Below are 21108 nucleotides of genomic sequence, written 5' to 3'. Positions count from 1 at the left end.
GGACGCACTACGCCCGCTAAAAGGAGGCGTGATTCTATAGACGCCCCCATTTAGTGTCAACCCAATAAAAAAAACCCCCGCTGAGCGGGGGTTTTTTCAATCGGTCGAGTGATTACTCGATGATTTTGGCTACGACGCCGGCGCCGACGGTACGACCGCCTTCACGGATAGCGAAGCGCAGACCGTCTTCCATTGCGATGGTCTTGATCAGGGTAACAGTCATCTGAATGTTGTCACCTGGCATTACCATTTCAACGCCTTCCGGCAGTTCGCAGTTACCGGTCACGTCAGTGGTACGGAAGTAGAACTGAGGACGGTAGCCTTTGAAGAACGGAGTGTGACGGCCGCCTTCTTCCTTCGACAGGACGTAGACTTCTGCGGTGAACTTGGTGTGCGGCTTGACCGAACCCGGCTTGACCAGAACCTGGCCACGCTCAACGTCGTCACGCTTGGTACCACGCAGCAGAACGCCGCAGTTCTCGCCAGCACGACCTTCGTCCAGCAGCTTGCGGAACATCTCAACACCGGTGCAGGTGGTGGTGGTGGTGTCACGCAGGCCAACGATTTCCAGCGGATCCTGAACGCGGACGATACCACGCTCGATACGGCCGGTAACAACGGTACCACGACCCGAGATCGAGAATACGTCTTCGATCGGCATCAGGAACGGCTGGTCGATGGCACGAACTGGCTCAGGAATGTAGCTGTCCAGAGTCTCTACCAGCTTCTTGACAGCGGTAGTGCCCATTTCGTTGTCGTCTTTGCCTTCCAGGGCCATACGAGCCGAACCGATGATGATCGGAGTGTCGTCGCCTGGGAAGTCGTAGGTGGACAGCAGGTCGCGAACTTCCATCTCGACCAGTTCCAGCAGCTCAGCGTCGTCTACCAGGTCAGCCTTGTTCAGGAAGACCACGATGTACGGAACGCCAACCTGACGGGACAGCAGGATGTGCTCACGGGTTTGTGGCATCGGACCATCGGCGGCCGAGCAAACCAGGATCGCGCCGTCCATCTGGGCAGCACCGGTGATCATGTTCTTCACGTAGTCAGCGTGACCTGGGCAGTCAACGTGAGCGTAGTGACGAATGGTCGAGTTGTACTCAACGTGAGCGGTGTTGATGGTGATACCGCGCGCTTTTTCTTCCGGAGCCGAGTCGATCTTGTCGAACTCAACGATTGCCGAACCGAAAACTTCGGAGCAAACGCGAGTCAGAGCTGCGGTCAGAGTGGTCTTACCATGGTCAACGTGGCCGATGGTGCCGACGTTAACGTGGGGAAGGGAACGATCAAATTTTTCTTTAGCCACGACAGTGAACCTCTTGCCTAAAGGGGATTAGCCTTGTTTTTTAACGAGTGCTTCGACGATGTTCGACGGAGCTTCGGCGTATTTGGAGAATTCCATGGAGTAGCTTGCGCGACCCTGAGACATGGAACGAACGTCGGTTGCGTAACCGAACATTTCTCCGAGCGGAACTTCAGCGCGGACGACACGGCCAGAGACCGACTCATCCATACCCTGGACCAGACCACGACGACGGTTCAGGTCACCCATCACGTCACCCAGGTAGTCTTCCGGGGTTACAACTTCGACCTTCATGATCGGCTCGAGAACCACGCCACCGCCCTTCTGGGCCAGTTGCTTGGTCGCCATCGAAGCAGCGATCTTGAACGCCATTTCGTTGGAGTCGACGTCGTGGTACGAACCGTCGAATACCGCGGCCTTCAGGCCGATCAGAGGATAGCCGGCAACAACGCCGTTCTTCATCTGCTCTTCGATACCCTTCTGGATCGCAGGGATGTATTCCTTAGGAATCACACCACCAACGACTTCGTTGGCAAACACCAGACCTTCGGTGATGTTGCCTTTTTCGTCCTGATCCGGCTCCGAGAAACGGATCCAGCAGTGACCGAACTGACCACGGCCGCCCGACTGACGAACGAACTTGCCTTCGATCTCGACGTTGGACTTGGTGATCTTCTCGCGGTACGAAACCTGCGGCTTGCCGATGTTGGCTTCGACGTTGAACTCGCGCTTCATGCGGTCAACGAGGATGTCCAGGTGCAGCTCACCCATACCGGAGATGATGGTCTGACCGGTTTCTTCATCGGTCTTGACGCGGAACGACGGGTCTTCCTGAGCCAGTTTGCCCAGTGCGATACCCATCTTTTCCTGGTCCTGCTTGGTTTTCGGCTCTACGGAGAGCGAAATCACAGGCTCAGGGAAGTCCATACGCTCGAGGATGATCGGCTTGTCGGCGTTGCACAGGGTGTCACCAGTAGTGACGTCCTTCATGCCGATCAGAGCAGCGATGTCGCCTGCACGTACTTCTTTGATCTCTTCACGCTGGTTGGCGTGCATCTGGACCATACGACCAACGCGCTCTTTCTTGCCTTTGACCGAGTTGATGACGGAGTCACCGGAGGTCAGGAAGCCCGAGTAAACGCGAACGAAGGTCAGAGTGCCAACGAACGGGTCGGTGGCAATCTTGAACGCCAGGGCCGAGAACGGCTCGTCGTCGTCAGCGTGACGCTCGTCGAACTGCTCTGGCTTGACTTCATCCTTCGGCACTTCGGCCAGATCAGGGTGGATACCCTTGATCGCAGGGATCTCGGTCGGAGCTGGCAGGAAGTCGATGACGGCGTCAAGAACCAGGGGAACGCCCTTGTTCTTGAACGACGAACCGCAGACAGCCGGAACGATCTCGCTGGCCAGGGTGCGCGCGCGCAGGCCGGCCTTGATTTCTTCGACGGTCAGCTCACCTTCTTCAAGGTACTTGTTCATCAGCTCTTCGGAGGCTTCGGCAGCAGCTTCCACCATGTTCGAGCGCCATTCTTCGGCCAGCTCGAGCATGTCCGCAGGAATTTCTTCCTCGCGGTAGGTGGTGCCTTTGTCGTCGTCGTTCCAGTAGATAGCCTTCATCTTGATCAGGTCGACCTGACCCTGGAAGTTATCTTCCGAACCGATGGCCAGCTGAACAGGAACCGGAGTGTGACCCAGACGGTTCTTGATCTGACCTACGACGCGCAGGAAGTTTGCACCAGCACGGTCCATCTTGTTCACGTAGACAACACGTGGAACGCCGTACTTGTTGGCCTGACGCCATACGGTTTCGGACTGCGGCTCAACGCCGGAGGTACCGCAGAACACAACGACCGCGCCGTCGAGTACACGCAGCGAACGCTCTACTTCAATAGTGAAGTCAACGTGGCCGGGGGTATCGATGACGTTTACGCGGTAGTTGTCGTACTGACCACGGGAACCCTGCCAGAAGGTGGTAACGGCAGCGGAGGTAATGGTAATACCCCGCTCCTGCTCCTGCACCATCCAGTCGGTGGTCGCGGCGCCGTCATGCACCTCGCCCATTTTGTGGCTCAGACCTGTGTAGAACAGGATCCGCTCGGTAGTGGTGGTCTTGCCCGCGTCAACGTGGGCACAGATACCAATGTTACGGTAGCGGTTAATTGCTGTAGTACGAGCCATAAAGCCCTCGCAAAATGATTGATGCTTGAATTAGAAGCGGTAGTGCGAGAACGCTTTGTTGGCTTCAGCCATACGGTGAACGTCTTCACGCTTCTTGACTGCAGCACCCTTGCCTTCGGCAGCATCCAGCAGCTCGCCGGCCAGGCGCAGAGCCATCGACTTCTCGCCGCGCTTGCGGGCGTAGTCTACGAGCCAGCGCATTGCCAGAGCGTTACGACGGGATGGACGAACTTCAACCGGAACCTGGTAAGTAGCACCGCCGACACGACGGGACTTAACTTCGACCAGCGGAGCGATGGCGTCGAGAGCTTTCTCGAAGATTTCCAGGGGGTCGCTGTTCTTGCGTGCTTTGACGGTATCCAGGGCACCGTAAACGATGCGCTCGGCTACGGCCTTCTTGCCGCTTTCCATCACGTGGTTCATGAACTTGGCGAGGATCTGGGATCCGTACTTCGGATCGTCAAGGATCTCACGTTTTGCTGCTACACGACGTCTTGGCATGATAAGCCCTCAAACGGTCTTCAGGTTAGCCCGGGACGTGGGTCTTCGACCCCTGCCCGACCTTACTCTTATCGACTCAAAAAAATGGATGTCTGCAAACGGCCGATTACTTCGGACGCTTGGTACCGTATTTCGAACGACCCTGGTTACGGCCTTTAACGCCCGAAGTATCCAGAGAGCCGCGAACGGTGTGGTAACGAACACCTGGCAAGTCTTTTACACGGCCGCCACGAATCAGGACAACGCTGTGCTCTTGCAGGTTGTGGCCTTCACCACCGATGTACGAGGAAACCTCGAAACCGTTGGTCAGACGCACACGGCATACTTTACGCAGTGCCGAGTTAGGTTTTTTCGGCGTGGTGGTGTACACACGGGTGCACACGCCACGACGCTGCGGGCAGTTCTGCAGCGCAGGAACGTCGGACTTCTCGACCGAACGCTTACGCGGCTGACGTACCAGCTGGTTGATAGTTGCCATCTACTAGCTCCACTGATTGTCTTGCGACTCTATTGTCTTGCAAGAAAGCCAAAAATTGGCGAGACGGAGCCTCACCAAATTTAAGGGTACAAAAGTCTACGGAGGATCTTGCACCCAGTCAAGACGAGGCCCCGGCCATCCCCGCCCGATCATCGGCAACATTTTATGTCGCCGATGGCCGCTCGGAGCTTGCCGGGGCCCTGCCCTGTACTTAGTTACCGCTGGAATTCAGCGCTTCGGTCAGTGCGGCTTCCACCTCACTGGCGCTTACACGCAGCGGCTTGTCGGCATCACGGCGACGCTTGCGCTCGCTGTGGTAGGCCAGACCAGTACCGGCCGGGATCAGACGACCCACGACCACGTTCTCTTTCAGGCCGCGCAGGTAGTCGCGCTTGCCGGTTACCGCCGCTTCGGTCAGCACGCGGGTGGTTTCCTGGAAGGAAGCCGCGGAGATGAACGACTCGGTCGACAGCGAGGCCTTGGTGATACCCAGCAGTACGCGGGTGAACTTGGAGATGAACTTGTCCTCGCCGGCGAGACGCTCGTTCTCTACCAGTACCTGGGTCAGTTCCATCTGGTCGCCCTTGATGAAGCTGGAATCGCCCGACTCGGAGATCTCGACCTTGCGCAGCATCTGACGCAGGATGGTCTCGATGTGCTTGTCGTTGATCTTCACACCTTGCAGACGGTAAACGTCCTGGATCTCGTTGACGATGTACTTCGCCAGCGCGCTCACACCCAGCAGACGCAGGATGTCGTGCGGATCGCTCGGGCCGTCGGAGATAACTTCGCCGCGGTTTACCTGTTCACCTTCGAAGACGTTCAGGTGGCGCCACTTCGGAATCAGCTCTTCGTACGGATCGCTACCGTCGGTCGGAGTGATGACCAGGCGACGTTTGCCCTTGGTCTCTTTACCGAATGCGATGGTGCCGCTGACTTCAGCCAGAATCGAGGCTTCTTTCGGACGACGCGCTTCGAACAAGTCGGCAACGCGCGGCAGACCACCGGTGATGTCACGGGTCTTCGACGTTTCTTGCGGGATACGCGCGATAACGTCACCAACACCGATCTGGGCACCGTCAGCAACACCAACAAGGGCGTTGGCCGGCAGGAAGTACTGTGCAGGTACGTCGGTACCTGGCAGGTACAGGTCCTTGCCAGCGGCGTCGACCATCTTGATTGCCGGACGGATTTCCTTGCCAGCGGCAGGGCGATCCTTGACGTCCAGTACTTCAATGTTGGTCAAGCCGGTCAGCTCATCGGTCTGACGCTTGATGGTGATGTTTTCTTCCATGCCCACGAAGGTCACGGTACCTTTCAGTTCGGTAACGATCGGGTGGGTGTGCGGGTCCCACTTGGCGACGATGGCGCCAGCTTCGACCTTTTCACCTTCCTTGACCGAAATCACCGCACCGTAAGGCAGCTTGTAACGCTCACGCTCACGACCGAATTCGTCGGCAATGGCCAACTCACCGGAACGCGATACGGCAACCAGGTTACCGTCGGCACGCTCAACCTGCTTCAGGTTATGCAGACGCACCATACCGCCATTCTTCACCTGGACGCTGTCGGCAGCCGAAGTACGGCTTGCAGCACCACCGATGTGGAAGGTACGCATGGTCAGCTGGGTACCCGGCTCACCGATCGACTGTGCAGCGATAACGCCGACAGCTTCACCGATGTTCACCTGGTGACCACGAGCCAGGTCGCGACCGTAGCACTTGGCGCAGATACCGAAGCGGGTTTCGCAGTTGATCGGCGAACGCACGATCACTTCGTCGATGCTGTTCAGCTCGATGAACTCTACCCACTGCTCGTCAACCAGGGTACCGGCCGGAACGATGACGTCCTCGGTGCCTGGCTTGAACACGTCACGGGCGATAACACGGCCCAGTACACGCTCACCCAGCGGCTCTACAACATCACCGCCTTCAATGTGCGGCGTCATCAGCAGCCCCTGGTCGGTGCCGCAGTCGATCTCGGTAACTACCAGATCCTGGGCAACGTCTACCAGACGACGAGTCAGGTAACCGGAGTTCGCAGTCTTCAACGCGGTATCCGCCAGACCTTTACGAGCACCGTGAGTCGAGATGAAGTACTGGAGTACGCTCAGACCTTCACGGAAGTTCGCAGTGATCGGCGTCTCGATGATCGAGCCGTCCGGCTTGGCCATCAAGCCACGCATACCGGCCAGCTGACGGATCTGTGCTGCGGAACCCCGCGCACCCGAGTCAGCCATCATGTACATCGAGTTGAAGGACTCTTGCTCGACTTCCTTGCCCTCGCGGTCGATGACCTTCTCTTTCGAGAGGTTGGCCATCATCGCCTTGGACACTTCGTCGTTCGCCTTCGACCACAAGTCGATGACCTTGTTGTACTTCTCGCCCTGGGTTACCAGGCCGGAGGCGTACTGGCTCTCGATTTCCTTCACTTCGTCGGTAGCGTTACCGATGATGCGGGCTTTCTCGTCCGGGATAACGAAGTCGTTAACACCGATGGAAACGCCGGAAATGGTCGAGTAAGCGAAACCGGTGTACATCAGCTGGTCAGCGAAGATAACGGTCTCCTTCAGACCAACCACGCGGTAGCACTGGTTGATCAGCTTGGAGATCGCCTTTTTCTTCATCGGCTGGTTGACCACATCGTACGGCAGGCCTGCCGGTACAACCTGGAACAGCAGCGCGCGGCCGACGGTGGTGTCGACGATGCGGGTATTCTTGACCACCGAACCATCACGCTCTTTCACGGTTTCGTTGATACGAACCTTGATTTTCGCGTGCAGGGCAGCTTCGCCGGCGCGGAATACGCGGTCGACTTCCTGCAGGTCGGCAAATACGCGACCTTCGCCCTTGGCGTTGATGGCCTCACGGGTCATGTAGTACAGACCCAGTACAACGTCCTGCGACGGCACGATGATTGGTTCACCGTTGGCTGGCGACAGAATGTTGTTGGTCGACATCATCAGCGCACGTGCTTCGAGCTGGGCTTCCAGGGTCAGCGGCACGTGAACGGCCATCTGGTCACCGTCGAAGTCGGCGTTGTACGCAGCGCAGACCAGCGGGTGCAGCTGGATAGCCTTACCTTCGATCAGTACCGGTTCAAAGGCCTGGATACCCAGACGGTGCAGAGTCGGTGCACGGTTGAGCAGTACGGGGTGTTCGCGAATCACTTCGGCGAGAACGTCCCACACCTCTGGCAGCTCGCGCTCGACCATCTTCTTGGCAGCCTTGATGGTGGTCGCCAGACCACGCATTTCCAGCTTGCCGAAAATGAACGGTTTGAACAGCTCGAGGGCCATCTTCTTCGGCAGACCGCACTGGTGCAGACGCAGGGTCGGGCCTACGGTAATTACCGAACGGCCGGAGTAGTCCACACGCTTACCGAGCAAGTTCTGACGGAAGCGACCTTGCTTACCTTTGATCATGTCGGCCAGGGACTTCAGCGGACGCTTGTTCGAGCCAGTGATGGCGCGACCGCGACGGCCGTTGTCCAGCAGGGCGTCGACCGCTTCCTGCAGCATGCGCTTTTCATTGCGCACGATGATGTCCGGCGCCGACAGATCCAGCAGGCGCTTCAGACGGTTGTTACGGTTGATCACCCGACGATACAGGTCGTTCAGGTCGGAGGTCGCGAAGCGGCCACCATCCAGCGGAACCAGCGGACGCAGGTCCGGCGGCAGTACTGGCAGGACGGTCAGGACCATCCACTCAGGCAGGTTGCCCGAACCCTGGAAAGCTTCCATCAGCTTCAGGCGCTTGGACAGCTTCTTGATCTTGGTTTCCGAGTTGGTCTGCGGAATTTCTTCGCGCAGGCGGCCGATCTCGTGCTCCAGGTCGATAGCGTGCAGCAGCTCGCGGACAGCCTCGGCACCCATGCGGGCGTCGAAGTCGTCACCGAACTCTTCCAGCGCTTCGAAGTACTGCTCGTCGTTCAGCAGCTGGCCCTTTTCCAGGGTGGTCATGCCCGGATCGATAACAACGTAGCTCTCGAAGTAGAGCACGCGCTCGATGTCACGCAGGGTCATGTCCATCAGCAGGCCGATACGGGACGGCAGCGACTTCAGGAACCAGATGTGGGCAACCGGCGAGGCCAGTTCGATGTGCGCCATGCGCTCACGACGAACCTTGGCCAGGGCAACTTCAACGCCGCACTTCTCGCAGATCACGCCGCGGTGCTTGAGGCGCTTGTACTTGCCGCACAGGCACTCGTAGTCCTTGACTGGGCCAAAGATCTTGGCGCAGAACAGGCCGTCACGCTCAGGCTTGAACGTACGGTAGTTGATGGTTTCCGGCTTCTTAACTTCACCGAACGACCACGAACGGATCATTTCAGGCGACGCCAGACCGATGCGGATGGCGTCGAACTCTTCGACTTGACCCTGGTTTTTCAGCAAATTCAGTAGGTCTTTCAAGGCCTTTCCTCCTGGCGGAGCAGGGAGCGGGCATTACCTGCCCCACTCCCCTTCGCGTCACGTGTTATTCGGTTTCCAGATCGATATCGATACCGAGCGAACGGATCTCTTTGATCAACACGTTGAAGGACTCGGGCATGCCCGGCTCCATACGGTGATCGCCATCCACGATGTTCTTGTACATCTTGGTACGGCCGTTCACGTCGTCCGACTTCACTGTGAGCATTTCTTGCAGGGTGTATGCCGCGCCGTATGCTTCCAGCGCCCACACTTCCATCTCCCCGAAACGCTGACCACCGAACTGCGCCTTACCACCCAGCGGCTGCTGGGTAACCAGGCTGTAGGAACCAGTGGAACGCGCGTGCATCTTGTCGTCCACCAAGTGGTTCAGCTTGAGCATGTACATGTAACCAACGGTCACTGGACGCTCGAACTTGTTGCCGGTACGGCCATCGAACAGCACCATCTGGCCGCTCTCTGGCAGGTCGGCCAGCTTCAGCATGGCCTTGATCTCGCGCTCCTTGGCACCATCGAAGACCGGGGTAGCCATCGGCACGCCTTTCTTCAGGTTGTTGGCCAGGGCCAGGATCTCTTCGTCGGTGAACTCGTCGAGGCTTTCCTGACGACCGCCGATCTCGTTGTAGACCTCGGTCAGGAACACGCGCAGCTCAGCGGCTTTGCGCTGCTCTTCGATCATGCGGTCGATCTTCTCGCCCAGGCCCTTGGCCGCGAGGCCCAGGTGGGTTTCGAGGATCTGACCGACGTTCATACGCGAAGGTACACCCAGCGGGTTCAGTACGACGTCGACCGGAGTACCGTTGGCATCGTGCGGCATGTCTTCAACCGGCATGATCACCGAGACAACACCCTTGTTACCGTGACGACCGGCCATCTTGTCACCCGGCTGGATGCGACGGCGGATTGCCAGGTAAACCTTGACGATCTTCAGTACGCCCGGTGCCAGGTCATCGCCCTGCTGCAGCTTGCGCTTCTTGTCTTCGAACTTGTCGTCCAGCAGACGGCGACGGTCGACGATGTACTGCTGAGCCTTTTCCAGCTGCTCGTTCAGTGCATCCTCAGCCATGCGCAGTTTGAACCACTGGCCGTGCTCCAGACCGTCCAGCACTTCGTCAGTGATCACGGTGCCTTTCTTCAGGCCCGCGCCACCGTCGACCACCTGGCCGTTCAGGGCAGAACGCAGACGCTCGAAGGTTGCACCTTCGACGATGCGGAACTCTTCGTTGAGGTCCTTGCGGATCTCGTCCAGCTGCATCTTCTCGATGGCCAGGGCGCGGCTGTCGCGCTCGACGCCATCACGGGTGAAGACCTGTACGTCGATGACGGTACCCTTGGTGCCGGTTGGCACACGCAGGGAGGTGTCCTTAACGTCGCTAGCCTTCTCACCGAAGATTGCGCGCAGCAGTTTTTCTTCCGGAGTCAGCTGGGTTTCGCCTTTTGGCGTGACCTTGCCAACCAGGATGTCGCCAGCACCAACTTCAGCACCCACGTAAACGATACCGGCTTCGTCCAGCTTGTTCAGTGCGGCTTCACCCACGTTCGGGATGTCCGCAGTGATTTCCTCTGGGCCAAGCTTGGTGTCACGCGCCACACAGGTCAGTTCCTGGATGTGGATCGTGGTGAAGCGGTCTTCCTGCACCACACGCTCGGACAGGCAGATGGAGTCTTCGAAGTTGAAGCCGTTCCACGCCATGAACGCGATGCGCATGTTCTGACCCAGCGCCAGTTCACCCATGTCGGTGGACGGGCCGTCGGCCATGATGTCGCTGCGCTGAACCTTGTCACCCTTGCTTACCAGCGGACGCTGGTTGATGCAGGTGTTCTGGTTCGAACGGGTGTACTTGGTCAGGTTGTAGATATCCACACCTGCTTCACCGGTCTCGACTTCGTCGTCATTGACGCGAACGACGATACGGCTGGCGTCGACCGAATCGATCACACCACCGCGGCGAGCAACCACGCAGACACCGGAGTCACGGGCAACGTTGCGCTCCATGCCGGTACCTACCAGCGGCTTGTCGGCGCGCAGGGTTGGTACAGCCTGACGCTGCATGTTCGAACCCATCAATGCACGGTTGGCGTCGTCGTGCTCGAGGAACGGAATCAGCGAGGCAGCAACGGAAACAACCTGCTTCGGCGAAACGTCCATCAGGGTGACGTCTTCCGGCGCCTTGACGGTGAATTCGTTCAGGTGACGAACAGCTACCAGCTCATCGATCAGCTGCTTCTTCTCGTTCATCGCGGCCGAAGCCTGGGCGATGACGTGATCCGCTTCTTCAATGGCCGACAGGAACACGATGTCGTCGCTGACCACGCCTTCCTTCACTACGCGGTACGGGCTTTCCAGGAAGCCGTACTGGTTGGTGCGGGCATAGGCTGCCAGGGAGTTGATCAGGCCGATGTTCGGACCTTCAGGAGTCTCGATCGGGCACACACGGCCGTAGTGGGTCGGGTGTACGTCACGGACTTCGAAGCCTGCACGCTCACGGGTCAGACCGCCAGGGCCGAGTGCGGAGACACGGCGCTTGTGGGTGATCTCGGAGAGCGGGTTGTTCTGGTCCATGAACTGGGACAGCTGGCTGGAACCGAAGAACTCTTTCACCGCCGCCGCAACCGGCTTGGCGTTGATCAGGTCTTGCGGCATCAGGCCTTCGCTTTCCGCCATCGACAGGCGTTCCTTGACCGCGCGCTCAACACGCACCAGGCCAACGCGGAACTGGTTCTCGGCCATCTCGCCGACGCAACGTACGCGACGGTTACCCAGGTGGTCGATGTCGTCGACGATGCCTTTGCCGTTACGGATATCGACCAGGGTCTTCAGAACCTCGACGATGTCTTCCTTGCTCAGCACGCCCGAACCTTCGATCTCGGTACGACCGATACGACGGTTGAACTTCATGCGGCCAACGGCGGACAGGTCGTAACGCTCGGCGCTGAAGAACAGGTTGTTGAACAGGGTCTCGGCTGCATCCTTGGTCGGCGGCTCGCCTGGACGCATCATGCGGTAGATCTCGACCAGGGCTTCCAGCTGGTTGCTGGTGGTGTCGATCTTCAGGGTGTCGGAGATGAACGGACCGCAATCGATGTCGTTGGTGTACAGGGTCTCGATACGGACAACCTGTGCCTTGGCGACCTTGATCAGCAGTTCGGTGGTCATCTCGGTGTTGCATTCGGCCAGGATCTCGCCGGTAGCCGGATGCACGATGGCCTTGGCGGTCGTGCGGCCCAGGACGTATTCCATTGGAACGTCCAGCTGCTTGACGCCAGCCTTCTCGAGCTGGTTGATGTGGCGCGCGGTAATACGGCGGCCCTGCTCGACGATGACTTTGCCGGTTTCGTCATGGATATCCATGACAGCAACTTCACCACGCAGACGCTGCGGCACCAGTTCCAGGCTGAGTTTTTCGCCGGAAATGTGGAAGACGTTGGTGGTGTAGAAGGTGTTCAGCACTTCTTCAGTGCTGTAACCCAGGGCGCGCAGCAGCACCGAGGCCGGCAGTTTGCGGCGACGGTCGATACGCACGAACACGCAGTCCTTCGGGTCGAACTCGAAGTCCAGCCAGGAACCGCGGTAAGGGATGATGCGAGCGGAGTACAGCAGCTTGCCGGAGCTGTGAGTCTTGCCACGGTCGTGGTCGAAGAACACACCAGGCGAACGGTGCAGCTGGGAAACGATCACACGCTCGGTACCGTTGATTACGAAGGTACCGTTCTCAGTCATCAGGGGGATTTCACCCATGTAGACTTCTTGCTCTTTGATGTCCTTGATCGCTTTGTTCGACGATTCCTTGTCGAAGATGATCAGGCGCACCTTGACCCGCAGTGGGACCGCGAAGGTCACGCCACGCAGGACACATTCCTTCACATCGAAGGCGGGTTCGCCCAGGCGATAGCCTACGTACTCCAGGGCAGCATTGCCGGAGTAGCTGATGATCGGGAATACCGATTTGAAGGCCGCGTGCAGGCCGACGTCGCGGAACTGATCCTTGGATGCTCCCGCTTGCAGGAATTCGCGATACGAATCCAGCTGGATGGCCAGGAGGTAAGGCACATCCATGACGTCCGGCAACTTGCTAAAGTCCTTGCGGATACGTTTTTTCTCAGTGTATGAGTAAGCCATCAGCGTTCCCCAGCTTGGTCACCTGCTTGTTTGGCTTCTCCCGGCGGGAGCAGCCAGAAAATCGTGCAAACCCCTTGGTTTGCGCCACCCACATGGGTGTCTTGCAGCTTGTTATCGGGGCCGGCCTGACCGGCCACCAATAACGGAAAAAGGCCGGTGGCATAAGCCACCAGCCATCAGCCTTTCGCTTAACGCTCAGGCTGGCATCGCAAGGTCGAGATTACTTCAGCTCGACTTTAGCGCCTGCTTCTTCCAGCTTCTTCTTAGCGTCTTCAGCGGCTTCTTTCGAAACGCCTTCAGCTACAACCTGAGGAGCGCCGTCGACTTTCTCTTTGGCTTCTTTCAGGCCCAGACCGGTCAGTTCGCGAACGGCTTTGATCACGTTCACTTTCTTGTCGCCGGCTTCAACCAGAACAACGTTGAACTCGGTCTGCTCTTCAACAACGGCAGCAGCAGCAGCTGGGCCAGCAGCGGCAACAGCAGCGGTAACGCCGAAGGTTTCTTCCATAGCTTTGATCAGCTCAACAACTTCCAGAACGGTTTTCTGGCCGATTGCTTCGATGATTTGTTCGTTAGTCAGAGACATGACTTAAATCCTGTATTGGGGTGACAGCCTACGCAGCCATCAAATTAAACGTATGATTTTGAAAGAGTTCGCGTGCCTTAGGCAGCGGTAGCTTCTTTCTGGTCGCGAATGGCTGCCAGAGTACGAGCCAGCTTGCTGGTGGCGCCTTGAATAACGCTCATCAGTCGTGCAATAGCTTCGTCGCGGGTCGGCAGGGTAGCCAACACGTCGATCTGGTTCGCTGCAATGAAATTGCCGTCAAACGCAGCTGCCTTGATCTCGAACTTGTCCTGACCCTTGGCGAACTCTTTGAACAGACGAGCAGCAGCGCCCGGGTGTTCGTTGGAGAAAGCAATCAGGGTCGGGCCTTTGAACGCGTCGTTGAGGATCGAAAATTCGGTGCCTTCAACAGCGCGCTTGAGCAGGGTGTTACGTACGACACGTACGTAAACGCCAGCTTCGCGGGCCTCTTTACGGAGTCCGGTCATTGCGCTTACAGTCACACCACGGGCATCGGCCACGACAGCGGACAGAGCGACTTTGGCAGCCTCGTTGACTTCAGCGACGATGGCCTTCTTGTCTTCGAGTTTAATTGCCACGGGTTTACTCCTGGTTTTTACCGTTTCATCTGGCCGAAGCCGGATGTCGTTTTGGTGTCTGATTCGGTAACGAATCGGGAGCACCATCTGCGTGGGCTGGTGTTTTAAGGCTTGCGCCGCCTACGGTCTTGGATAGCCCCCGCCAGGCAGGGACCCCAATTTTTGCTGGTGGCGCGACAAGTCACGCCACCATGTTCTTACACGTTCAGCGAGCTCTGATCGATGACCAGACCTGGGCCCATGGTGGTGCTCAGGGTAACGCGCTTGACGTAGATACCTTTCGAAGAAGCTGGCTTGATACGCTTCAGATCAGCGATCAGGGCTTCAACGTTTTCCTTCAGCTTGCCGGCTTCGAAGCCGATCTTGCCAACGGAGGTATGGATAATACCGTTTTTGTCGGTACGGTAGCGAACCTGACCAGCCTTGGCGTTTTTCACGGCAGTGGCTACGTCTGGGGTCACGGTACCAACTTTCGGGTTAGGCATCAGGCCGCGAGGACCCAGAACCTGACCCAGCTGACCTACAACGCGCATGGCATCAGGCGATGCGATGACGACGTCATAGTTCAGGTCGCCGCCTTTCATTTCGGCAGCCAGATCGTCCATACCTACGCGGTCAGCGCCGGCAGCCAGAGCGGCTTCAGCAGCTGGACCCTGGGTGAAGACAGCAACGCGAACAGTCTTGCCAGTGCCGTGTGGCAGCACGGTAGCGCTACGTACGACCTGGTCGGATTTACGCGGATCAACACCGAGGTTAACGGCGATGTCGTAGGACTCTACGAACTTGGCAGCTGGCAGCGAAGCCAGCAGAGTTGCCGCTTCTTCGAAGTTGTAGGCCTTGCCTGCTTCGATTTTCTCGGCGATTGCCTTTTGGCGCTTGGTCAGCTTAGCCATTACACACCCTCCACGTTCAGGCCCATGCTGCGGGCAGAGCCAGCGATGGTGCGTACAGCAGCGTCCAGGTCAGCGGCAGTCAGATCAGCCTGTTTAGCTTTGGCGATGTCTTCCAGCTGAGCACGGGTAACGGTACCGACTTTAACGGTGTTCGGACGAGCCGAACCACTGGTCAGGCCAGCAGCTTTCTTCAGCAGAACCGAGGCAGGGGTGCTCTTGGTCTCGAAGGTGAAGCTACGGTCGCTGTAGACAGTGATGATCACTGGAGTCGGCAGGCCGGCTTCTTGACCCTGGGTACGGGCGTTGAAGGCCTTGCAGAATTCCATGATGTTCACACCATGTTGACCCAGTGCTGGACCAACGGGTGGGCTTGGGTTGGCCTGGCCGGCCTTAACTTGCAGCTTGATGTAAGCCTGAATCTTCTTAGCCATGAGCTACTCCAAAATCGGGTACGAACGCCTGATGGCTCCCCGGATGACTTGCGTTTTATCCCAGTGACGACAAAACCCCGCAGCACACAGGGCTGCGGGGTATGGGATGCTTTGTCCGCCTAGACCTTTTCGACCTGGCTGAACTCGAGCTCCACCGGAGTAGAGCGACCGAAAATGAGCACTGCAACCTGCAGGCGGCTCTTTTCGTAGTTAACCTCTTCGACACTACCATTGAAGTCAGCGAACGGACCGTCAATGACTCGAACCACTTCACCCGGCTCGAACAGCGTCTTCGGCTTCGGCTTGTCGCTACCGTCGGCAACGCGACGCAGGATAGCCTCAGCTTCTTTATCAGTGATCGGCGCAGGCTTGTCTGCGGTACCACCGATAAAGCCCATCACACGAGGGGTGTCCTTGACCAAGTGCCAAGTCCCTTCGTTCATCTCCATCTGGACCAGCACATAGCCAGGGAAGAACTTACGCTCACTCTTGCGCTTCTGGCCGTTGCGCATTTCGACGACTTCTTCGGTCGGGACCAGGATCTCGCCGAAACCGTCTTCCATGCCAGCCAGCTTGACGCGCTCAATCAGGGAGCGCATTACATGCTTCTCGTAACCCGAGTAAGCATGCACAACATACCAACGCTTAGCCACGGGACACCTTTAGCCAACGATCAAGGAGACCGCCCAGCCGAGCAGGGAATCAAGACCCCACAGCAGCAGTGCCATAACCAGCACGACAGCCACGACAATCAGCGTGGTCTGGGTGGTTTCCTGGCGGGTCGGCCACACGACTTTACGAATCTCGGTACGAGCTTCCTTCGCCAGCGCAAAGAACGACTTGCCCTTCGCAGTCTGCAGAGCTACAAAGCCAGCGACAGCAGCCAGGACGAGAAGTGCGAGGACGCGATACAGGATTGGAGAGGCGGAGTAATATTGATTACCCACAACACCAACAACCACCAAAGCCACTACAGCCAGCCACTTGAACAGATCAAAACGCGATTCTTGGGCTTCAGTTTTGGGAGTCATCGAGGAGGATCCTGTGAGAAGAAAGCCATCACACCGAAGTGAAATGGCAGGTCAGGAGGGAATCGAACCCCCAACCTACGGTTTTGGAGACCGTCGCTCTGCCAATTGAGCTACTGACCTGTAACGCTGTATCAGGCCGGCCATTATACCGGCCTGATTAGGAAAATCAACTACTTATTCAATAATTTTTGCTACGACGCCGGCGCCGACGGTACGACCGCCTTCACGGATAGCGAAGCGCAGACCGTCTTCCATTGCGATGGTCTTGATCAGGGTAACAGTCATCTGAATGTTGTCACCTGGCATTACCATTTCAACGCCTTCCGGCAGTTCGCAGTTACCGGTCACGTCAGTGGTACGGAAGTAGAACTGAGGACGGTAGCCTTTGAAGAACGGAGTGTGACGGCCGCCTTCTTCCTTCGACAGGACGTAGACTTCTGCGGTGAACTTGGTGTGCGGCTTGACCGAACCCGGCTTGACCAGAACCTGGCCACGCTCAACGTCGTCACGCTTGGTACCACGCAGCAGAACGCCGCAGTTCTCGCCAGCACGACCTTCGTCCAGCAGCTTGCGGAACATCTCAACACCAGTGCAGGTGGTGGTGGTGGTGTCACGCAGACCAACGATTTCCAGCGGATCCTGAACGCGGACGATACCACGCTCGATACGGCCGGTAACAACGGTACCACGACCCGAGATCGAGAATACGTCTTCGATCGGCATCAAGAATGGCTGGTCGATGGCACGAACTGGCTCAGGGATGTAGGCATCCAGAGTTTCTACCAGCTTCTTGACAGCGGTAGTACCCATTTCGTTGTCGTCTTTGCCTTCCAGCGCCATACGAGCCGAACCGATGATGATCGGGGTGTCGTCGCCTGGGAAGTCGTAGGTGGACAGCAGGTCGCGAACTTCCATCTCGACCAGTTCCAGCAGCTCAGCGTCGTCTACCAGGTCAGCCTTGTTCAGGAAGACCACGATGTACGGAACGCCAACCTGACGGGACAGCAGGATGTGCTCACGGGTTTGTGGCATCGGACCATCGGCGGCCGAGCAAACCAGGATCGCGCCGTCCATCTGGGCAGCACCGGTGATCATGTTCTTCACGTAGTCAGCGTGACCTGGGCAGTCAACGTGAGCGTAGTGACGAATGTTCGAGTTGTACTCGACGTGAGCGGTGTTGATGGTGATACCGCGCGCTTTTTCTTCTGGAGCCGAGTCGATCTTGTCGAACTCAACGACTGCCGAACCGAAAACTTCGGAGCAGACGCGAGTCAGTGCCGCGGTCAGAGTGGTCTTACCGTGGTCAACGTGGCCGATAGTGCCGACGTTAACGTGGGGAAGGGAACGATCAAACTTTTCCTTAGCCATCGATACAATCCTCCGCAGAAGAAATAGTCTTGCGCTGATAAAACAAAGGCAGATATTTTCATATCTGCCTTGTTTATATGGAGCTCTTGAGCGGATTTGAACCGCTGACCTCACCCTTACCAAGGGTGTGCTCTACCAACTGAGCTACAAGAGCGAAACACTTTGCGCAAAATCCAGCAAACTTGGAGCGGGTAGCGGGAATCGAACCCGCATCATCAGCTTGGAAGGCTGAGGTTCTACCACTAAACTATACCCGCGGAGCTTGCGGCTCTCGCTAAAACTGGTGGAGGGAGAAGGATTCGAACCTTCGAAGCTCTCGCAACGGATTTACAGTCCGTCCCCTTTGACCGCTCGGGAATCCCTCCAGATGTGGCCGGCATTCTATTTGTCTGCCGTCCTAGTGTCAAGCGTTTTTTCAAATTTTTTCAATCAAATCTGAAGCTTAGCTGCTTTGACACCGCTTCCAGTTCTACCACCTGAGTGGTGTTCCCTGTGAAGCGGGCGCCATTCTATCAAGCTATTCGCCAGTTGCAATACCCTGGCAGAAAATAATTTTATGTTTTAAGTCTTTGAAATCATTGGAAAGAGCCGAGAGCACCGTTTGGTCCAGCAAACGCTCGCTTTCCGGGGCTACTTTGAGCCAGCGGCCATCCGCCCCAGGCAGCTGCCCCGCCACCGGCAGCGTGGCGATATCCAGGCTCAACAGCCGCTGACGTAGCGCATCGAGCTGGTCCTGCCCCATCACACCACCGACTACCAGACACTCGTCACGGCGCCTGGATGGTGCCGAAACCCCGGTTTCACGCAACAGGCGAATCTCTTGCTGATTACCCTTGTACAGCGACAGCGGGGCAACTTCCTTGACCTTCAGCGGGGCTTCCTGCTGATGCCATACGTAATAGAAGACGTTGAGCACCAGTAACAGCAGAAACAACCAACGCATAGGCACCTCAATCCAGTGGGCAGGCCATGGCCAGGCCAACGAAAACCAGGTCAGGCACGACGCGCGCCTGCGGCACGGCCTCCCTCACCAGCGGCGCATCGCCCCCAGTAAGGAATACAGTGAAATCCTCACCCCATAGCGCACGCGCCTGCTCAAGCTGGGTACGCGCAAAACCTTGGAGCATCAACACGCAACCGCGCTCTACCGCCTCTACGGTCGAACGGCCCGGCGCCAGGCTGGCCAACGCTCGTTCGGCGGAGGCATCGTCATAACGGATACGACGGGTGTGGGTACGCAACTGGCTACGCATCAACGGCATACCTGGGCAGATGTAGCCGCCCAGATGCTCGCCGTCCGCAGCAACGAAATCCGCTTTTGCGGCGGTGCCCAGGTCGATGACCAGGCAAGCACCCTTGGCCAGGTGAAATGCGCCCAGCGCCGCCAGCCAACGGTCCATGCCCAGGCGCTGATAGTCGTCATAGCCATTGCGCACGCCGGCCATTTGCTGAGCAGGGTGCGCCACACGCGCTTGCACGGCAAATGCCTGGGCAAGCAACGCGCACAGTGCGTCGGTTTCTTCTTCGCTGCGCACACTGACAATGCGACAGCCCGTGAGACGCACTGACGCGAGTACAGCCACTTCGGCCAGCAGCGCCTGATCGGAGTCGACGATACCGCCACCTTCAATCACTGCATCAGCGGCATGGATAACCCGCCACTTGATAAAACTGTTACCGCAATCGAGCTCAAGAATCATCACGCAACCTCAAACTGAGCTCACCACCACTGAAGCTCTTTTCCACCCCGTCCACCTCAAGGCGCAAGCCGCCCTGCCCGTCGACGCCAAGAACCACACCATCAATACGCGTGCTACCGGCAACCAATGAAACATTACGCCCCTGCCAGAGGTGCGCCTGTTCCCATTCTTCCTGAAATGCGGCGAACCCGTAACGACGATGGCGGGCCAATTCGCGCTGCAACTGCTGGCTTAGCGACGCGACCAGATGGTTACGGTCTATCACCGCCCCCACTTCGCGTCGCATCGAGGTCCACTCCTGGTCGACCTGGTCGTTGGCCTGCATGTTCACATTGATACCGACACCCAGTACTACATGACAGACATCTGCGGGGTCACCCACCAGCTCCAGGAGAATACCGGTGATTTTCTGCCCCCGAACAAGAACATCGTTGGGCCATTTGAGCCCTACATCCTTTACACCGAACGCCTGCAGGGTACGCATTACTGCCAACCCTACCACGAGGCTCAAGCCCTCGAGCTGGCGCATGCCACCCTCGACACGCAAGACCAGGCTGTAATAGAGGTTTTCAGCAAATGGGCTGACCCACTGCCGGCCACGTCGACCACGGCCTGCACTCTGGCGCTCGGCCAAGACCAGGAATGGCGCGGCCTGCCCATCACTGGCAAGCCGCAGGCCTTCGGCATTGGTCGAGTCGATGGTTTCGTGGATGAAAACGGGCCACTGTTCGCCCTCGGCAAACCCGGCAATAGCCGGAGCCTCAAGCAAGGCCAGTGGCGCCGCCAGCTGATAGCCGCGACCACGGACCTTGTGAATGGTGAGGTTCAGTTCACTCTCCAGGTGCTGCAGCTGCTTCCAAACGGCGCTGCGACTCACCCCGAGGGCTGCCCCCAGAGCTTCTCCGGAATGGAACCGGCCATCCTTGAGGAGATTCAACAACTTCAGCATGCCAGTCTCGACTTGGAATAAGGCAGGCATGATAGCCATGGGCTGTTGGCTTGCATAGGAAAAGGGCCGAATACCAAAGGCTGACGCCACTCCTTCCTGGCGCCGCGATCCCTGTAGGAGCGGCTTTAGCCGCTCCCACAGGGAATACTGCAAGGCCAGGGAATTTTCTGGCCACAAAGACAAAACCCCTACCTGCATGCGCAGATAGGGGTTTTGCGAAATGAATCTTGACGATGACCTACTCTCACATGGGGAAACCCCACACTACCATCGGCGATGCATCGTTTCACTACTGAGTTCGGGATGGGATCAGGTGGTTCCAATGCTCTATGGTCGTCAAGAAATTCTGTAGCCAGAATGTCCAGATGGACAGCCCAGCGAATTCGGATATGCGATATTTGTGATGTTGCGAACTTTCGGTTCGTTTCGTCTTCACCACCGCAATCTGCGTCAGCAAATTGCTTGGGTGTTATATGGTCAAGCCTCACGGGCAATTAGTATTGGTTAGCTCAACGCCTCACAGCGCTTACACACCCAACCTATCAACGTCGTAGTCTTCGACG

The 21108-nt window shown here is 57.6% G+C and carries 16 protein-coding genes, 4 tRNA genes and 2 rRNA genes; all 22 read right to left on the bottom strand.

All coding sequences use genetic code 11. The features are described 5' to 3' along the window. Nucleotides 1-112: 112 nt before the first annotated feature. Nucleotides 113-1306 (bottom strand): elongation factor Tu, encoded by a 1194-nt coding sequence (gene tuf, locus ABE456_RS08310; RefSeq protein WP_003255489.1) that lies wholly within the window; start codon nucleotides 1304-1306, stop codon nucleotides 113-115. Between the two features lie 27 nt (nucleotides 1307-1333). Then, nucleotides 1334-3481, bottom strand: coding sequence for an elongation factor G (gene fusA, locus ABE456_RS08305; protein ID WP_346643480.1), 2148 nt, complete (start codon nucleotides 3479-3481; stop codon nucleotides 1334-1336). 30 nt (nucleotides 3482-3511) lie between these two features. Further along, nucleotides 3512-3982 carry a 30S ribosomal protein S7 gene (gene rpsG, locus ABE456_RS08300; protein ID WP_003246741.1) on the bottom strand — a complete coding sequence of 157 codons (471 nt, stop codon included), beginning with the start codon at nucleotides 3980-3982 and terminating at the stop codon, nucleotides 3512-3514. Between the two features lie 106 nt (nucleotides 3983-4088). Then, nucleotides 4089-4460: a 30S ribosomal protein S12 gene (gene rpsL / locus ABE456_RS08295; protein WP_003255492.1), complete on the bottom strand. Its 372-nt coding sequence runs from the start codon at nucleotides 4458-4460 to the stop codon at nucleotides 4089-4091. Nucleotides 4461-4671: 211 nt separating this feature from the next. Further along, a complete protein-coding gene (rpoC, locus tag ABE456_RS08290) occupies nucleotides 4672-8871 on the bottom strand; it encodes a DNA-directed RNA polymerase subunit beta' (protein WP_346643479.1) in 4200 nt (1399 codons plus the stop codon). Between the two features lie 64 nt (nucleotides 8872-8935). Next, nucleotides 8936-13009, bottom strand: coding sequence for a DNA-directed RNA polymerase subunit beta (gene rpoB, locus ABE456_RS08285; protein ID WP_346643478.1), 4074 nt, complete (start codon nucleotides 13007-13009; stop codon nucleotides 8936-8938). 220 nt (nucleotides 13010-13229) lie between these two features. Further along, a complete protein-coding gene (gene rplL, locus ABE456_RS08280) occupies nucleotides 13230-13595 on the bottom strand; it encodes a 50S ribosomal protein L7/L12 (RefSeq protein WP_003255496.1) in 366 nt (121 codons plus the stop codon). A 77-nt stretch (nucleotides 13596-13672) separates the two neighbouring features. Further along, entirely contained in the window at nucleotides 13673-14173 is a 501-nt protein-coding gene (gene rplJ / locus ABE456_RS08275) for a 50S ribosomal protein L10 (protein ID WP_003255497.1), read from the bottom strand. Nucleotides 14174-14370: 197 nt separating this feature from the next. Further along, the gene (gene rplA / locus ABE456_RS08270) at nucleotides 14371-15066 is read right to left on the bottom strand and encodes a 50S ribosomal protein L1 (RefSeq protein WP_060501592.1); all 696 of its coding nucleotides are present in this window, start codon (nucleotides 15064-15066) and stop codon (nucleotides 14371-14373) included. Further along, entirely contained in the window at nucleotides 15066-15497 is a 432-nt protein-coding gene (rplK, locus tag ABE456_RS08265) for a 50S ribosomal protein L11 (RefSeq protein WP_003255500.1), read from the bottom strand. Before rplK ends, rplA begins: the two co-directional genes overlap by 1 nt. 119 nt (nucleotides 15498-15616) lie before the next feature. Next, nucleotides 15617-16150 carry a transcription termination/antitermination protein NusG gene (gene nusG / locus ABE456_RS08260; RefSeq protein ID WP_003255501.1) on the bottom strand — a complete coding sequence of 178 codons (534 nt, stop codon included), beginning with the start codon at nucleotides 16148-16150 and terminating at the stop codon, nucleotides 15617-15619. A 9-nt stretch (nucleotides 16151-16159) separates the two neighbouring features. Further along, nucleotides 16160-16528 carry a preprotein translocase subunit SecE gene (gene secE, locus ABE456_RS08255; RefSeq protein WP_003257081.1) on the bottom strand — a complete coding sequence of 123 codons (369 nt, stop codon included), beginning with the start codon at nucleotides 16526-16528 and terminating at the stop codon, nucleotides 16160-16162. Between the two features lie 44 nt (nucleotides 16529-16572). Next, nucleotides 16573-16648 (bottom strand) — tRNA-Trp (locus ABE456_RS08250). A gap of 54 nt (nucleotides 16649-16702) precedes the next feature. Next, entirely contained in the window at nucleotides 16703-17896 is a 1194-nt protein-coding gene (tuf, locus tag ABE456_RS08245; protein WP_010951775.1) for an elongation factor Tu, read from the bottom strand. Between the two features lie 78 nt (nucleotides 17897-17974). After that, nucleotides 17975-18050: transfer RNA gene (locus tag ABE456_RS08240), tRNA-Thr, on the bottom strand. A gap of 29 nt (nucleotides 18051-18079) precedes the next feature. After that, a tRNA-Gly gene (locus ABE456_RS08235) sits at nucleotides 18080-18153 on the bottom strand. Nucleotides 18154-18177: 24 nt separating this feature from the next. Beyond that, nucleotides 18178-18261, bottom strand: a tRNA-Tyr gene (locus tag ABE456_RS08230). A gap of 152 nt (nucleotides 18262-18413) precedes the next feature. Continuing rightward, a complete protein-coding gene (locus tag ABE456_RS08225; RefSeq protein WP_346643477.1) occupies nucleotides 18414-18839 on the bottom strand; it encodes a hypothetical protein in 426 nt (141 codons plus the stop codon). Between the two features lie 7 nt (nucleotides 18840-18846). Then, nucleotides 18847-19596, bottom strand: a complete 750-nt coding sequence (locus ABE456_RS08220) for a pantothenate kinase (protein ID WP_346643476.1) — start codon at nucleotides 19594-19596, stop codon at nucleotides 18847-18849. After that, nucleotides 19586-20545 carry a bifunctional biotin--[acetyl-CoA-carboxylase] ligase/biotin operon repressor BirA gene (gene birA / locus ABE456_RS08215; RefSeq protein ID WP_346643475.1) on the bottom strand — a complete coding sequence of 320 codons (960 nt, stop codon included), beginning with the start codon at nucleotides 20543-20545 and terminating at the stop codon, nucleotides 19586-19588. Before birA ends, ABE456_RS08220 begins: the two co-directional genes overlap by 11 nt. Nucleotides 20546-20770: 225 nt before the next feature. Next, a 5S ribosomal RNA gene (gene rrf, locus ABE456_RS08210) occupies nucleotides 20771-20886 on the bottom strand. 132 nt (nucleotides 20887-21018) lie between these two features. Next, nucleotides 21019-21108, bottom strand: a 23S ribosomal RNA gene (locus ABE456_RS08205); the annotation flags it as partial.

This window comes from Pseudomonas sp. TWI929 (assembly GCF_039673335.1).
Lineage (GTDB): Bacteria > Pseudomonadota > Gammaproteobacteria > Pseudomonadales > Pseudomonadaceae > Aquipseudomonas.
The sequence above is the reverse complement of the archived record's forward strand: the minus strand, read 5'-3'. Positions and strand labels throughout refer to the sequence as shown.

Excerpts from the sequence above, each read along its gene's own strand:
- fusA (WP_346643480.1), bottom strand. The coding sequence starts at position 3,481 with ATGGCTCGTACTACAGCAATTAACCGCTACCGTAACATTGGTATCTGT.
- rpsG (WP_003246741.1), bottom strand. The coding sequence starts at position 3,982 with ATGCCAAGACGTCGTGTAGCAGCAAAACGTGAGATCCTTGACGATCCG.
- rpsL (WP_003255492.1), bottom strand. The coding sequence starts at position 4,460 with ATGGCAACTATCAACCAGCTGGTACGTCAGCCGCGTAAGCGTTCGGTC.
- rpoB (WP_346643478.1), bottom strand. The coding sequence starts at position 13,009 with ATGGCTTACTCATACACTGAGAAAAAACGTATCCGCAAGGACTTTAGC.
- rplL (WP_003255496.1), bottom strand. The coding sequence starts at position 13,595 with ATGTCTCTGACTAACGAACAAATCATCGAAGCAATCGGCCAGAAAACC.
- rplA (WP_060501592.1), bottom strand. The coding sequence starts at position 15,066 with ATGGCTAAGCTGACCAAGCGCCAAAAGGCAATCGCCGAGAAAATCGAA.
- rplK (WP_003255500.1), bottom strand. The coding sequence starts at position 15,497 with ATGGCTAAGAAGATTCAGGCTTACATCAAGCTGCAAGTTAAGGCCGGC.
- secE (WP_003257081.1), bottom strand. The coding sequence starts at position 16,528 with ATGACTCCCAAAACTGAAGCCCAAGAATCGCGTTTTGATCTGTTCAAG.
- tuf (WP_010951775.1), bottom strand. The coding sequence starts at position 17,896 with ATGGCTAAGGAAAAGTTTGATCGTTCCCTTCCCCACGTTAACGTCGGC.
- ABE456_RS08225 (WP_346643477.1), bottom strand. The coding sequence starts at position 18,839 with ATGCGTTGGTTGTTTCTGCTGTTACTGGTGCTCAACGTCTTCTATTAC.
- ABE456_RS08220 (WP_346643476.1), bottom strand. The coding sequence starts at position 19,596 with ATGATTCTTGAGCTCGATTGCGGTAACAGTTTTATCAAGTGGCGGGTT.
- birA (WP_346643475.1), bottom strand. The coding sequence starts at position 20,545 with ATGCTGAAGTTGTTGAATCTCCTCAAGGATGGCCGGTTCCATTCCGGA.